Source organism: Streptomyces sp. NBC_01232, from assembly GCF_035989885.1.
Classification (GTDB): Bacteria; Actinomycetota; Actinomycetes; order Streptomycetales; family Streptomycetaceae; genus Streptomyces.
This window is the reverse complement of sequence record NZ_CP108518.1, coordinates 2,803,380-2,817,261: the sequence shown is the minus strand read 5'-3', so window position 1 is coordinate 2,817,261 and position 13,882 is coordinate 2,803,380. Positions and strand designations below refer to the sequence as shown.

The following is a 13,882-nucleotide window of genomic DNA, read 5'->3' as shown; positions in this document are numbered from 1 at the left end:
GCAGTGAATTCTGCCGCACGCGGGGCCGGACTCGACCGCTCCGTAGCCCCCGGAACCTCATGGATCCCGGGGGCCCCGGTGCGCGGACCTGTGCGGCTAGGTGTTGCTGGTGCCCCAGTCGTCGTCGGCGCCGCCGCCGCCGACCCGGTCGCGCAGTCCGCGCACCCGCCCGGCGAGCGAGTCCGGGACGGCGTCGCCGACCTTCTGGCTCACCGCGGTGAAGGCCTTCCCGGCGAACTCGCGCCCGGTCTGGCCCGCCGTCTCGGCGGCGTTGCGCACCGCGGGGTTCTGCGCGATCTGCCGCGCGGACTTCCGCAGCTGCTCGTAGCGCTCGCGTCCGGCCCGGGTTCCGAGCACGTACCCGAGGGCCAGTCCGACCACGAACGTGACCTTGTAACGCATGCCTGCCACCCTTCGTCGTGTGGTGCCCGGCCTGCTGGCGATACCGATTGGCGGAGCACCCCCCTGCTTGCGCTAATCTATGACTCGCAACGGGCACTCGCCCCCCGGCAAGGCCGGAGGTGGGCTGTTCGATGCACCGCAGCAATCCCCTGTAGCTCAATTGGCAGAGCAGCCGACTGTTAATCGGCAGGTTACTGGTTCGAGTCCAGTCGGGGGAGCGCGGTCCCCTGTAGCTCAATTGGCAGAGCATTCGGCTGTTAACCGGAGGGTTGCTGGTTCGAGTCCAGCCGGGGGAGCAAGGAAGAAGAAGAGGACCCCGAGGGGTCCTCTTTTTCTCTTTGTCGCCCCGTCCGGGAACCGGACAGCCCTCAGCGCGGTCTCTCTGAACAGGCGAAGCCGATCATGCGAGGCATCCGAGGCAGGAGATCGTATGAGCGGCTATGCTGCGGCAGACGGCGCGCACACGTGTACGCGCCACGCCGTGAAGGGGCGGTAGCTCAGCCGGTTAGAGCAGCGGACTCATAATCCGTCGGCCGTGGGTTCGAGTCCCACCCGCCCCACTGCGAGCCGCAGGTGCAGAAACGATCGCACCTGCGGCTTCGGCGTTTCCGGGGTTCCCCCGTGCCGTCCGCGGACCGTGCGGCCGTACCCGCCCGCAGCGGCCGGCGCTCCCTCTCGGGCGGGCGCGGGGTCCGGGGCACCCGTAGCCCGACCGTGTGACGCGCCCGGACGAAGTACGGCCGCGTTGCGTGCCGGTCTCTCCCACCCGCCGCACAGGGTGCTTTCGTCTGGGGGCCGGGTGCGCGACGGCTCCCGTGGCCGTCCCGACGGGCCGGCCGCTGTCCAGCGTCCCTCCTGCGCATCGTCCGGTCCCCGAGTGCGTCCGCCGAAAGGCAGAAGGAGAGAACGTGGTGGCAGCAAACGCCGACCAGGGCCGCGGGGCGGCGTCCGCGCAGCTCCTCAGGGGCCAGAAGGCGTTGGTGACCGGCGCCAACTCGGGCATCGGCCTGGCGACCGCCGTCGCCCTGGGCCGGGCCGGAGCGGACGTCGTGGTGAACTACGTCGCCGGTGCGGACGAGGCACAGGAGGTCGTGAGGCGGATCGAGGGCTTCGGTGTGCGCGCCTACGCCCACGAGGCCGACGTGTCCGACGAGGACCAGGTGGTCGCCATGGTCGCGCGGATGGTCGAGGAGTTCGGCACCATCGACATCATGGTGGCCAACGCGGGCCTCCAGCGGGACGCGGCCCTGACGGAGATGACGCTCGCCCAGTGGCAGAAGGTCATCGACGTCAATCTGACCGGCCAGTTCCTGTGCGCGCGGGAGGCCGCCAAGGAGTTCGTCCGGCGCGGCGTGGTGGAGGAGGTCTCCCGCTCGGCGGGAAAGATCATCTGCATGAGCTCGGTCCACCAGATCATCCCGTGGGCGGGGCACGTGAACTACGCCTCCTCCAAGGGCGGTGTGGCCATGCTGATGCAGACCCTCGCCCAGGAGCTCGCCCCCCAGCGGATCAGGGTCAACGCGGTCGCACCCGGCGCCATCCGGACGCCGATCAACCGCGACGCCTGGTCCACCCCCGAGGCCGAGGCCGATCTCCTGCGGCTGATCCCGTACCGCCGTGTGGGCGATCCGGAGGACATCGCCAATGCCGTCGTCGCCGTGGCGTCCGACCTGCTCGACTACGTCGTCGGCGCCACCCTCTACGTCGACGGCGGAATGACGCTCTTCCCCGGCTTCGCCACCGGAGGCTGATCCCAGGTGCAGGATCACATCACGCCCCGCCGGGTGGTGATCCTCGGCGGAGGGTTCGCGGGGCTGTTCGCCGCCCGAGCCCTGCGGAAGTCTCCGGTCGCGGTCACCGTGGTCGACCGCCGCGCCCATCACCTCTTCCAGCCGCTGCTCTACCAGTGCGCCTCGGGGATCCTGTCCGAGGGGCAGATCGCACAGCCGCTCCGCGGGGTCCTGCGGCGCCACCACAACGTGCGCTGCGTGCTCGCCGAGGCCACCGACGTGGACGCCGGCGCCCGGCTGGTCCACGCCCGGCGGCCCGGGGGCGGAGCCGTCGTGCTGCCGTACGACGATCTGATCGTCGCGGTGGGCATGCGGCAGTCCTACTTCGGCCACGACGAGTTCGCCGCGCACGCACCCGGCATGAAGACCCTGGACGACGCGCTCGACATCCGCCGGCGGATCTACCGGGCGTTCGAGATGGCCGAAACGGCTGCCGACGACCGGGAACGGCAGCAGTGGCTCACCTTCGCGCTCGTCGGAGCCGGGCCGACCGGTGTCGAACTCGCGGGACAGATCAGGGAGATCGCCGGCCACACGCTCGACCGGGAGTTCCGGAAGATCGACTCCGCCAGGGCGCGGGTGCTGCTCTTCGAGGGGTCCGACGCGGTGCTGGGTTCCTTCGGCCCCCGGCTGGCCCACCGCGCGGCCCGGACCCTGCAGGATCTCGGAGTGGAGCTCCACCTGGGCACGAGGGTCACCGGCGTGAGCGCGGACGGCCTGACGGTGGAGGACCGTGACGGCCGGACGACCCGGTTCGACGCACGCACCGTGCTGTGGACGGCGGGCGTCGAGGCGCCTGCGATCGCGGCCGCGCTGGCCCGGGCGACCGGCGCCGAACAGGACCGGGCGGGACGCATCCTCGTGGAACCCGACCTCACCGTCCCCGGCCATCCGGAGATCCGTGTCACGGGCGACGTGATGGGGCTGAACGGGCTGCCGGGACTGGCCGAAGTCGCCATGCAGTCGGGTGCGTACGCGGGCCGCAGGGTGCGCCACGCCGTCGAGGGCAGGACGAAGGAGCCGAAGCCCTTCAGGTACGTGGACCTCGGCAGCGCCGCCTACATCGCCCGTGGCCGGGCCGTCGTCAAGGCCGGCCCGCTGCACCTGTCCGGCTTCACCGGCTGGCTGGTCTGGCTCTTCATCCACCTGGCCTTCCTCACCGGCTTCCGCAGCAGGCTGGGAGCGGTGCTCAGCTGGTCGGTCGCCTTCGCCACCGGCTCCCGGCGGGAGCGCGCCTTCACTATGACCGATTCCGGCTCCGATTCAGGCTCAGACTCAGGCGTCGACTCCGGCCCCGACGCGTCGGCGGTCCGTGCGCCCGGGCCGAAGGCGCCCGTGCCTCCCCCTCCGCCTCCGTGAGGGCGGGCCCGGCCCCGGGCCCCTCCGCATCCTGTCCCTCCGTAGCCCCGCCACCGCGCGGGGCAGACCATCGAGGCACACATGCTCAGCACCGCGGCCCTTCTGGCGAACAGCACCCCGCCCCAACTCCTGCCGGCGCGAGAGCTGATGGCCTTCACGCTGGCCTCGCACATCCTGCTGGTCCCGTTCGGCGTGGCACTGCCGTTCATCACGTTGCTGATGCACCACCGGGGGCTGCGCCGCAAGGACGAGGTCGCACTGAAGCTCGCCCGGCGCTGGTCGGCGGTGATGGCCGTCCAGTTCGCCATCGGGGTCGTCACCGGCACCGTGCTGTCCTTCGAACTCGGGCTGCTGTGGCCCGGGATGATGGGCCGCTGGGGCGACGTCTTCGGACTCGGGTTCGGCATCGAGGCCTGGGCGTTCTTCCTGGAAGCGGTCCTGATCGCGATCTACCTCTACGGCTGGCGGCGGCTGAAGCCCTGGACGCACTTCTGGCTGGCCGCACCGCTGCCCTTCGCCGCGTTGATGGGCGCCTTCGGCATCATCGCCGCCAATTCCTGGATGAACACCCCGCAGGGGTTCCGCCTCGACGCCCAGGGCAAGCCGGTCGACATCGACGTACGGCAGGCGATCTTCACGCCGATGTTCGGCCCGGAGTACTGGCACTTCGTGGTCGCGATGTTCCTGACCGCCGGCTACGTGGTCGCCGGCGTGTACGCGGTCGGCTGGCTGCGGGGGCGCCGTGACCGGTACCACCGGCTGGGCTTCACGCTGCCGTTCACGGTTGCGGCGGTCCTGACACCGGTCCAGTTCATGATCGGGGACTCCGCCGCACGGGCCGTCTACCAGAAGCAGCCGATCAAGTTCGCCGCCATGGAGATCGTCTGGGAGACCGGCACCCATATGCCGGAGTACCTGTTCGGACGGCTGAACAGCGACGGAACGATCTCCGGCGGAATCAAGATCCCTCAGCTGGACTCCATCCTCGCCGGATTCAAGCCCAGCACCCGGGTCACCGGGCTGACCGCGGTGCCGGCCGATGCCCGTCCCACGGTGGTCCAGGCCACCATCGCCCACTGGGCGTTCGACATCATGGTGACCATCGGCAGCCTGCTGATCCTGCTCGCCCTCTGGTACGGCTGGTGCTGGCTCAGACACCGGGACCTGCCCCGCAGCCGCTGGTTCTTCCGGTGCGCGGCCGTCGCGGGAGCCGCGTGCCTTCTCACCGTGGAGTGCGGCTGGATCACCACGGAGGTGGGCCGCCAGCCCTGGATCGTCTACAACCAGATGAGGGTCTCGGAGGCGGTGACCGACACGCGCGCGGGATCGCTGTGGGCGATGCTCGGCATCATGATCGTCGTGTACGTGGGGGTGTTCGGGGCGTTCCTCGCGGTCATCCTGAAGATGCGGACCCGCTGGCGCATCGCCGACGAGGGCGGGACCGCCGGGCCCGTCGATCCGCCCCCCGAGACCGACACCCCCTACGGGCCCAGAAGCGAACCCGAGCCGACAGGCGCGGGAACGACCCCCGGTGGCGGGTCCGACGGCACCCCCGGAGGTGCCGCGTGACGGCCGACCTCGTCGCCTGGGTGATGGTGCTCGCACTCGCCGCCTACGCCTGCGCCGGAGGGACCGACTACGGCGCGGGCTTCTGGGACCTCACGGCGGGCGGCGCGGAGCGGGGGAAGCGTCCGCGATGGCTGATCGACCACGCCATGGCGCCCGTCTGGGAGGTCAACAACGTCTGGCTGATCTTCGTCTTCATCGTGATGTGGACGGGCTTCCCGGCCATGTTCCAGGCCGTGTTCGGCGCGCTGTGGCTGCCGCTGGCCCTGGCGGCGATCGGCCTCGTGCTCCGCGGCGCCGGATTCGCCCTGCGCAAGCCGACCCGGCGACTGGCGCAACGGCGGATCTACGGCGCGATGTTCGCCGTCTCCTCGCTGCTCACGCCGTTCTTCCTCGGGGCGGCGCTGGGGGCGGTGGCCTCCGGCCGGGTCGCGGTGGGCACGGCCGCCTCCGCGCACGCCTGGGCCAATCCGACCTCCGTCCTCACGGGCCTGCTGGCCATCGCGGCCACCGCGTTCCTCGGCGCGGTGTTCCTCTGCTCCGACGCACGCCGCTTCGGAGCCGACGACCTGGTGGACCACTTCCGGCTGAGGGCACTGCTGGCCTTCTGCGCCGTCGTCGTCCTCGGGCTCATCGGTCTGCCGGTCACCCATGACGACGCCCGGTACGTCTGGGAGGGGCTCACCGGGGGCTGGGGCCTGCTGCTGCTCGTGCTGGCCGCGATCTGCGGTCTGGTGACGGCGGTGCTGCTGCTGCGCCGGTCCTACCGCTGGTCCCGCTACACCGCGGTGGCGAGCGTCGCCCTGACCGTCGGCGCCTGGGGATGCGCGCAGCGGCCCTACCTGCTGCCCACCACGCTGACGGTGGCCGACGGGGCCGGGGCCCCGCAGAGCATGCACTGGCTGGCCATCGTCACGGCGATCGCGGTCCTGCTGGTGGGCCCGGCGCTCGTCCTGCTCTACCGGCTCGACACCATGGGCGAACTGGAGCCCCTCACCGACGCAGACACCCAGGCAGCCGGCGCCCCCGGGGACAACCTGTAGCGGCGTCAGCCCAGGCGGGCGGCTATGTGGTCGCCCACCCGCAGGGCGTTGGCGATGGCGGTCAGCGACGGGTTCACCGCGCCGATGCTGGGGAAGAAGCTGGTGTCCACGACGTAGAGGTTGTCGAGGTCGTGGGCCTTGCAGTTGACGTCGAGGGCCGAGCTCCGCGGGTCGTCGCCGAACCGCACGGTGCCGGCCTGGTGAGCGGTGGCGCCGATGGGCATGCCCTTGTGCAGGTAGATGCTGTGGTCCAGCAGGTGGTGCTCGTGCATGCCCAGATGACCGAGCATCCCCCGCAGCTTGTGCTGGAGGCGCTTCAGCCCGGCGATGTTGTTCTCCTCGTCGAGGGCCAGGTGGATGGCGTCGTCCTTGTCGAGGGTGACCCGGCTGCCGGGCAGCGGAAGGTCCTCCCCGCACAGCCAGAAGTCGACGGCGTGGTGCGCCAGCACCTCGAAGGGCATGCCGGGCATGACGGCGCCGGCCCAGCGCGGTGCCTCGCCGTGGATCTGGTCGGCGTCCGACTTGCCGAGCATCTGGATGCCGCCGAGCGGGTACTCCCAGTCGTCCGCGCCCAGGTACCAGTCGTTCAGCGCCAGGGTCTTCTGGAACCGGGTCGGGTTCGGTTCCTTCGACACCGCCATCAGCGCCAGGTTGTTGTGGCGCATGTAGTGGCGTCCGACCACGTCCGAGCTGTTGGCCAGTCCGCCGGGGTGCCGGTCATTGGCCGAACGCAACAGCAGGACGGCGGAGTTGACCGCTCCCGCCGAGACCACCACGATGTCGGCGCCGAACACCTCGGTCGTGCCGTCCGCCAGCTCGGCGACGACTCCGGTGACGGTGCGTCCGGTCGCATCGGTCTCCAGGCGCCGCACATCTGCTCCGGTCACCATCGTCACGTTGTCGTGGGCCAGTGCCGGATCGACGCAGATCACCTGCGCGTCGGACTTGGCGCCCAGCAGACAGGGGAAGCCGTCGACCCGTTCGCAGCGGATGCAGACGCTGTCATGGGTGGCCCGGCCGTTCTCGTCCTGGGTGAGGTTCACGCCGATCGGCAGGTGGAAGGGGTGCAGGCCGGCCTTCTCCAGATCGTCGCTGAGCTGCTGGATGCGGGGCTCGTGCTCGACCGGCGGGTAGGCGTACTGCGCGCCGGCCGGTCCCGCGGTGGGGTCCTCGCCGTGCCGGCCGTGCACCAGGTAGAGGTGTTCGGCCTGGGTGTAGTACGGCTCCAGGTCCTCGTAGCGGATCGGCCAGGCCGGGGAGACACCGTCGTGGTGGCGCAGTTCGCCGAAGTCCTCCGGCCGGAGCCGGAAGAGCGCGGCGCCGTAGAACTTGGTGTTGCCCCCGACGTAGTAATTGACCTCCGGGGGGAACCGGTTGCCGTGCTTGTCGTACCAGAACTCCGGGGCGCGGTACTTGCCCTTGACGAAGACGGCGGTGGAGTCCCAGTTGTCCCGCTCCCGGGGCAGGTAGCCGCCGCGTTCCAGGATCAGGACCCGCTTGCCGGTGGGGGCCAGCCGGTGGGCGAGCGTTCCGCCGCCCGCTCCCGTACCGATGACGATGACGTCGTAGTGCTGATCGTCGGCCATGAGAGGGTCCCGTTCTTGGAGTCTTCGGCTGTCCTGGCCGTGGCGCCCGTCCTGGGGCTCCGGTCTGCGCCGTTCCGCGCGGACACTCGCACAATCGGGATATTCGGCTCCTTTCCCAAGTTATCGGGTGGGTCGGGCGGTGGCGACCCGACGGGGTCCGGCGGACGCCCGTCATCCCGCCGCCCGGAGGGCGCGCACCGCCCGGTCGACGATGGCCTGCGGGCCGGCCGTGGCGTCGACGGTCAGGCCGGGCTCATCCGGCCGCAGCGGTTCGAGGGCGGCGTACTGGGAGTCCACCAGGGAGCGGGGCATGAAATGGTCCGCCCGGCCGGCGACCCGCCGGTCCGCGGTCGCGCTGTCGAGCGCCAGGTAGAGGAACCAGGTGCCCTTGCCCGCCCCGCGGAACAGGTCCCGGTACTCGTGCCGGAGGGCCGAGCACGCCACCACCCCGCCCCGGCCGGCGTCGGTCGCCTCCCGGATCCATCGGGCGACGGACAGCAGCCACGGCCGCCGGTCCTCGTCGTCGAGCGGATGACCCGCGGCCATCCTGGCGCGGTTCGCGGCAGGGTGGACGTCGTCCGCGTCCAGGAAGGCCACCGTGAGCTGCTCTGCGAGCAGCGCCCCGACGGTGGACTTGCCCGATCCCGAAACGCCCATCACCACCACGACCGTCGGCGGCGCGTTCACAGGACGGCGATCGGGTTGACCGGTGAGCCGGTGGCGTCCGGCAGCCTCAGCGGGGCGATCACACAGAGGAAGGACCAGCGCCCCTGCGCCTCACAGGCCGGTGCCAGGTCCTCGAACTGCAGGTAGTCCAGCAGGTGAAGGCCCATGGCGTGGATCGCCAGCACATGAACGGGGAAGGCGACGCCCTCGGTGGAACTCGGCGCGGTGTCGTTGTTCCCGTCCCCGCCGAGCACGGCGACCCGCCGGTCCGCGAGGAACTCCAGCGCGGACGGATGGAGTCCGGCGCGCTCCCGCGCCGCGTGCCACGGCCCGAGTTCGGCGCGGCGCCTGCGATGGCCCACGCGGACGAAGAGCAGATCGCCCTCTCCCACGCGCAGGTGCTGGGCGGCCTCGGCCGCGCCGAGGTCCTCGGCGCTCACATGATCGCCCGGTTCGAGCCAGGGCGCGCCGCGCAGCCGCGGGATGTCCAGCAGCACGCCGCGTCCGACGATCCCGTCGCCCGCCACCTCTATGGAGAGCGACGTCGCGCCGTCCGCCGTGACGCTGCCGGCCGATACGCCCCCGTGCAGGGTGCCGTCGTAGATCACGTGGCAGAGGGCGTCGATGTGGCTGTCGGCGTCGCCGTGGACGTTCATCGCGAAGCTGTCCGTCGCGAACTGCAGCCCGCCGGAGCCGTCCTCCCCGGGCCGCGCGCTCATCCGGTGCTCCGCGGGCTCCGGATTGTCCGGGCCGGGCCGCGTCTCCACCGGCGCGGCGAGCGTGATCGTCCGGCCGGTCACCGCCTCCCGGGTCGCGGCCAGCACCGTGGCGGGAGTGAGCGCGGCCAGAGCGCCCCGGTCACCCGCGGCCCAGGCCGCGCCCGCGCGCAGGCGCCGGTACAGCGCGCCGAACTCGTCCTCGGTCAGCCGCGGAGCGCGCGGCGGACGGGCATCCGTGACCATGGGTCAGCGCCCGGTCTCCGCGTCGAGGGCCTCGTCGAGGGTGGTGGCCGCCATGATGAGCGACAGGTGGGTGAACGCCTGCGGGAAATTGCCCAGTTGCTCCCCGCTCGGCCCGATCTCCTCGGCGAAGAGCCCGACGTGGTTGGCGTAGGTCTGCATCTTCTCGAAGGTGTAGCGGGCCTGGGGCAGCCGCCCCGCCCGGGCCAGCGCGTCGACGTAGAGGAAGGTGCACAGGCTGAAGGTGCCCTCCGAGCCGCGCAGTCCGTCCGGCGACGCCGCCGGGTCGTAGCGGTAGACCAGGCTGTCGGAGACGAGCTTGCGGTCCATCGCGTCCAGGGTGGAGAGCCAGGTCGGGTCCCTGGGGGAGAGGAACTGGACCCTCGGCATGAGCAGCAGGGAAGCATCCAGGACGTCACTGCCGTAGTGCTGGATGAAGGCACCCTCCCGCTCGCTCCAGCCGCGCTCCATGACCTGCTCCAGGATGGCGTCCCTCGCGGCGCGCCACTTCAGCACGTCGGCGGGCCTGCGGAAGTGCTCGGCCAGGCTCAGACCGTGGTCGAAGGCCGCCCAGGACATCACCCGGCTGTAGGTGAAGTCCTGGCGGCCGCCGCGGGTCTCCCAGATGCCCTCGTCCGGCCGGTCCCAGGCCTCGGCGAACCAGTCGAGCATCCTGGCCATCGACTTCCATCCCCGGTAGGTGGACTGCTGCGCGATCTCCCGGCCCTGGGAGAGTGCGTAGAGGGCCTCGCCGTAGATGTCCAGCTGGAGCTGGTCGGCGGCACCGTTGCCGATGCGGACGGGGTAGGAGCCGCGGTAGCCCTCGAAGTGTTCGAGCGTCTCCTCGGGCAGGTCCGGGTTGCCGTCGACCCGGTACATCGTCTGGAGCGGCTCGTCGTCCTTGCCCTCGCGTTCCTGCAGCCTGTCGATCAGCCAGTGGAGGAAGGCGGTGGCCTCCTCGGCGAACCCGAGGTCCAGCATGGCGCGCACGGACAGCGCGCTGTCGCGCACCCAGGTGAAGCGGTAGTCCCAGTTGCGTTCTCCGCCGACCTGCTCGGGCAGGCCCATGGTGGCCGCCGCGACGAGGGCGCCGGTGGGGGCGTAGGTGAGGAGCTTGAGGGTGATGACCGAACGGTGCACCAGCTCGGGCCAGCGGCCCCGGTAGCGGGACTGGCGCAGCCAGGACTGCCAGAATTCGCCGGTGTCGGCGACCTGCGCGGTGAGTCCGTCGACCGTCGGGGGTGCGGGTGCCTCGCCGCCGGACGCGCAGACGGTGAAAACTGCGCCGCCGGACTCGCCGGCGCTCAGCGTCACCCTGCCGCGCACGTCCTGGCCGTCCCGCTCCAGCGGGAAGGAGGTCTGCAGGTGCGCGTCCATGTCCGGGGCCCGGAACAGACCGGTGTTCCCGCCGAGCTCCAGCCGGTGCTCGGCCCGCCCGTAGTCGAAGCGCGGCCGGCACTCGAACGTGAACTCGACGGTCCCCCGTACGGCGCGCACGACGCGCACCAGGGTGTGACGGTCGGTGGCGGTGCGGGTCCGGTCCGGAGGCATGAAGTCGACCACCTCGCCCACCCCGTCCGGCGACATGAACCGGGTCACCAGAATGGCGGTGTCGGGGTAGTAGAGCTGCTTGCAGGTCGTGTCGGGGTGCTCGGGGCCCAGCCGCATGTACCCGCCGCCGTCATGGTCGAGCAGGGCGGCGAAAATGCTGGGCGAGTCGAACCGGGGAGCGGCGAACCAGTCCACGACCCCCTGCGACGAGACGAGCGCGGCGGTCTGCAGGTCGCCCACCAAGCCGTGTTCGGCAATGGGAGGGTAGCGGTCCATGGCTGCTCCGAGGTCGCGGAAGAGCCCCCTGCTCCCACTATCGGCCACTCGGGTGGCCCTTGCGCGTCGAAGCGGAGGGTGTCCGCCCGCCCGAGCCGGGCGCCCCATCCGGCGCACGGGACCCTCCCGCGCGGGCGTCGCGGCACCGGCCGCCGTCGCCGGGTGGGGTCTCTGCCCGCCCGTGGGCCCCAACAGGCGAATGCGCCCGGCGATTTCACCGGCGGGAACGTGTTGCGCTTGACCGGTGCGACGCGGGGCCGCAGGCTCCCGACGGACGGGCCCGCGTCGCAGGCCACCACGGCGCCGGAGTCCGAGGACACCGGCAGGGCGGACCCAGGAGGCCACGCGTGCAGCGAAGCCGTACCGGACGGCGACTGACCCTCCGCCACGGCAGGCAGCGCGCCGTCGTCGTCGAGCTGGGCGCGGCCCTGCGGTCGTACGCGGTCGGTGAACGGGCCGTGATCGACGGATTCGCCGAACAGGGCCCGATCACCGGCGGGCGCGGCCAGCTCCTCGTGCCGTGGCCCAACCGGATCGGCGACGGCCGCTACTCCTGGGCCGGGCACGACCAGGAGCTGCCGCTCACCGAGCCGGCCGGCGGCAACGCCATCCACGGGCTGCTCCGGTGGGTCGCGTGGCAGGTCGTGGAGGCGAGCGAGAGCCGCGCCGTCCTGGAGGTCCCGCTGTGGCCGCAGCCGGGCTACCCGTTCCACCTGCACGTGCGTGCCGAGTACGCCCTGGGGGAGCGCGGGCTCGAAGTCGCCGTCACCGCGCGCAACCTCGACGCGAGTGCCGCACCCTACGGCTTCGGCCAGCACCCCTACGTCACCGCGGGCACGGCGGTCGTCGACCCGGCGGTGCTGACCGTTCCCGCCCGGACCTGGCTGCGCACCGATGAGCGCGGTCTGCCGGTGGCCGCCGAACCGGTCGACGGGACCGAGTACGACCTGCGAACGCCGCGGGCCGTCGGTGCGCTCCGGCTGGACACCCCCTTCGGCGACCTCGACCGGGACGCGGACGGCCGGGCCGTGGTGCGACTGGCCCACCCGTCGGGCGGGTACGGCACGGATGTGTGGCTCGGTGAGGGCGCCGACTACGTACAGCTCTACACCGGCGACACACTGCCGCCGGGGGAGCGCCGTCGCGCGATCGCCGTCGAGCCGATGACCTGCCCCCCGGACGCGTTCCGCAGCGGCACCGGGCTGATCGCCCTCGCCCCGGGCGAGGAGCACACCGTCCGCTGGGGGATCACGGCGTGGGGGGACTGACGGCGCCGTCGCGTTCGCCGGACCGGTCCGCCCCGGCACCCGGGGCCCCGCTCCTCTCACGGGTGCATCGGGGGCTCCGGGGCTCCGGGGGCACCGGGGGTTTTTCCGGGGGTGAGGGGAGCGGGCCGGGCGTCGGGTCAGAAGGCCTCCGTCTCGTCCGTGAGGTGGCGCAGTACGTCCGTCAGGTCCTGGCGGCGGGCGAACGCCGCACGCTGGCGGTGGGCACCCGACCCGTCCCGCAGGAGACCCGCCAGGGTCTTGGCCGCGTGGTCGAGGTCGCCGGAGGCGGCCAGTTCCGGGGCGACCAGGTCCAGCAGGGCCTCCGCCAGGTCCGCCGCGGGGAGCTCCGTCCCCGAGTACGGGTCGAGGCCGAATCCCTCTAGGCCGTCGTGGGCCGCCCGCCAGCGCGCGAGACGCAGTACGTCGTCCCGTACGGCCGGCTCGGGACGCCGCTCCGCGATCTCGCGCAGTGCCGTCGAGACCAGGGCGCGGGCCAGCTCCGCCTGGAGGACGGCCGAGTCGATGTCCGGGGACATGTCGGGCGCCCGGATCTCGAGCGTCGGCCAGTGCCCGGACGGGCGCAGGTCCCAATAGACCATCTTGGTGTCCAGGGCCGCCCCGGAGCCGAGCAGGGTCTGGACCGAGCGCCGGAAGTGGGCCGTGGACGTGAAGTGCGGGGGCAGGCCCGCCGAGGGCCAGCCGGACCAGGCCATCGCCCGCCAGCTGGCGTGACCGGTGTCGCGGCCGCCCCAGAACGGCGAGTTCGCGGCCAGCGCGATCAGCGTGGGCAGCCAGGGTCTGATCCGGTTGGACACGGCCACCGCCGTGTCCACGTCGAGCGTGCCGATGTGGATGTGGCGGCCGCAGCTGACGAGGGTGTCGGTGAGCGCGCCGAAACGGCGGTGCTGCTCGCGCTGGCGCGGCTCGTCGTCGGTCAGGTGCAGCGGCCCCTGCACGGCGACGACCGGCGAGGGGGCGGCCAGCAGCCGGCAGCCGTGGGCGCGGGCGGCCCGGCCGAGGGTGCGCCGCAGGGCGGCGAGCTCGGCGCGCAGGGTGGCGGCCGAGTGCGCTATCGGGGTGGATATCTCCACCTGGTAGCGGGTGCCCTCGGGATGCAGCTCGCCGGGCAGCCCGCCGGCCGTCGCCAGGACCAGCGGGGCGGCGGGGACCACCCGGAAGGTGCGGGCGTCGACGAGCAGGAACTCCTCCTCGACTCCGACGGTGAGGGGGACGGTGGGGCGCACCGTGTTCTGCGTCGTGCCGGTGCTCGTGGTGCTGTTGCCAGGTTCGATCACTACGCCTCCCTGGACATACGAGTCTTTTCATCATGAGCCGAACGCGAGGGGAGGAGCGCACGTCGATTCGGTCAAATGTCCGGTGATAGTGGCGAGTTACCGGTAACGAGTCGCCCGCGCG

11 protein-coding genes and 3 tRNA genes are annotated in these 13,882 nt (G+C 72.0%); 8 read left to right on the top strand and 6 right to left on the bottom strand.

Translation table 11 applies throughout. The features are described from left to right. Positions 1-96: 96 nt before the first annotated feature. Positions 97-402 carry a YtxH domain-containing protein gene (locus tag OG444_RS13230; protein ID WP_327262362.1) on the bottom strand — a complete coding sequence of 102 codons (306 nt, stop codon included), beginning with the start codon at positions 400-402 and terminating at the stop codon, positions 97-99. A gap of 145 nt (positions 403-547) precedes the next feature. Here OG444_RS13230 and OG444_RS13225 point away from each other — a divergent pair. The 7 genes from OG444_RS13225 to OG444_RS13195 all read left to right on the top strand — a co-directional run bounded on the left by OG444_RS13225 (position 548) and on the right by OG444_RS13195 (position 6,160). Then, positions 548-620 (top strand) — tRNA-Asn (locus OG444_RS13225). A gap of 5 nt (positions 621-625) precedes the next feature. Further along, positions 626-698, top strand: a tRNA-Asn gene (locus OG444_RS13220). Positions 699-888: 190 nt separating this feature from the next. Next, a tRNA-Ile gene (locus OG444_RS13215) sits at positions 889-962 on the top strand. A gap of 351 nt (positions 963-1,313) precedes the next feature. After that, positions 1,314-2,153, top strand: coding sequence for an SDR family oxidoreductase (locus OG444_RS13210; protein ID WP_327266768.1), 840 nt, complete (start codon positions 1,314-1,316; stop codon positions 2,151-2,153). A 6-nt stretch (positions 2,154-2,159) separates the two neighbouring features. Continuing rightward, positions 2,160-3,551: an NAD(P)/FAD-dependent oxidoreductase gene (locus tag OG444_RS13205; protein WP_327262361.1), complete on the top strand. Its 1,392-nt coding sequence runs from the start codon at positions 2,160-2,162 to the stop codon at positions 3,549-3,551. An 81-nt stretch (positions 3,552-3,632) separates the two neighbouring features. After that, positions 3,633-5,120 carry a cytochrome ubiquinol oxidase subunit I gene (locus OG444_RS13200; protein WP_327262360.1) on the top strand — a complete coding sequence of 496 codons (1,488 nt, stop codon included), beginning with the start codon at positions 3,633-3,635 and terminating at the stop codon, positions 5,118-5,120. Then, positions 5,117-6,160: a cytochrome d ubiquinol oxidase subunit II gene (locus OG444_RS13195; RefSeq protein ID WP_327262359.1), complete on the top strand. Its 1,044-nt coding sequence runs from the start codon at positions 5,117-5,119 to the stop codon at positions 6,158-6,160. Before OG444_RS13200 ends, OG444_RS13195 begins: the two co-directional genes overlap by 4 nt. A gap of 5 nt (positions 6,161-6,165) precedes the next feature. Here the strand turns inward: OG444_RS13195 and OG444_RS13190 are convergent, their stop codons facing one another. From OG444_RS13190 to OG444_RS13175, 4 genes are all read right to left on the bottom strand, one after another. Continuing rightward, positions 6,166-7,746 (bottom strand): GMC family oxidoreductase, encoded by a 1,581-nt coding sequence (locus tag OG444_RS13190; protein ID WP_327262358.1) that lies wholly within the window; start codon positions 7,744-7,746, stop codon positions 6,166-6,168. Between the two features lie 171 nt (positions 7,747-7,917). Further along, a complete protein-coding gene (locus tag OG444_RS13185; RefSeq protein WP_442810752.1) occupies positions 7,918-8,403 on the bottom strand; it encodes a gluconokinase in 486 nt (161 codons plus the stop codon). 26 nt (positions 8,404-8,429) lie between these two features. Beyond that, the gene (locus OG444_RS13180; protein WP_327262356.1) at positions 8,430-9,374 is read right to left on the bottom strand and encodes a cyclase family protein; all 945 of its coding nucleotides are present in this window, start codon (positions 9,372-9,374) and stop codon (positions 8,430-8,432) included. A 3-nt stretch (positions 9,375-9,377) separates the two neighbouring features. Beyond that, positions 9,378-11,198, bottom strand: coding sequence for a glycoside hydrolase family 15 protein (locus OG444_RS13175; RefSeq protein WP_327262355.1), 1,821 nt, complete (start codon positions 11,196-11,198; stop codon positions 9,378-9,380). Between the two features lie 347 nt (positions 11,199-11,545). Between OG444_RS13175 and OG444_RS13170 the strand changes: the two genes are divergently transcribed. After that, positions 11,546-12,466: an aldose 1-epimerase family protein gene (locus OG444_RS13170; protein WP_327262354.1), complete on the top strand. Its 921-nt coding sequence runs from the start codon at positions 11,546-11,548 to the stop codon at positions 12,464-12,466. A 137-nt stretch (positions 12,467-12,603) separates the two neighbouring features. Here OG444_RS13170 and OG444_RS13165 read toward each other — a convergent pair whose 3' ends face one another. Then, entirely contained in the window at positions 12,604-13,761 is a 1,158-nt protein-coding gene (locus OG444_RS13165; protein WP_327262353.1) for a carboxylate-amine ligase, read from the bottom strand. Positions 13,762-13,882: the final 121 nt, after the last annotated feature.

What these genes read in the sequence shown, in the direction of transcription:
- OG444_RS13230 (WP_327262362.1), bottom strand. Translation starts at nt 402, where the DNA reads ATGCGTTACAAGGTCACGTTCGTGGTCGGACTGGCCCTCGGGTACGTG.
- OG444_RS13175 (WP_327262355.1), bottom strand. Translation starts at nt 11,198, where the DNA reads ATGGACCGCTACCCTCCCATTGCCGAACACGGCTTGGTGGGCGACCTG.
- OG444_RS13200 (WP_327262360.1), top strand. Translation starts at nt 3,633, where the DNA reads ATGCTCAGCACCGCGGCCCTTCTGGCGAACAGCACCCCGCCCCAACTC.
- OG444_RS13190 (WP_327262358.1), bottom strand. Translation starts at nt 7,746, where the DNA reads ATGGCCGACGATCAGCACTACGACGTCATCGTCATCGGTACGGGAGCG.
- OG444_RS13185 (WP_442810752.1), bottom strand. Translation starts at nt 8,403, where the DNA reads ATGGGCGTTTCGGGATCGGGCAAGTCCACCGTCGGGGCGCTGCTCGCA.
- OG444_RS13180 (WP_327262356.1), bottom strand. Translation starts at nt 9,374, where the DNA reads ATGGTCACGGATGCCCGTCCGCCGCGCGCTCCGCGGCTGACCGAGGAC.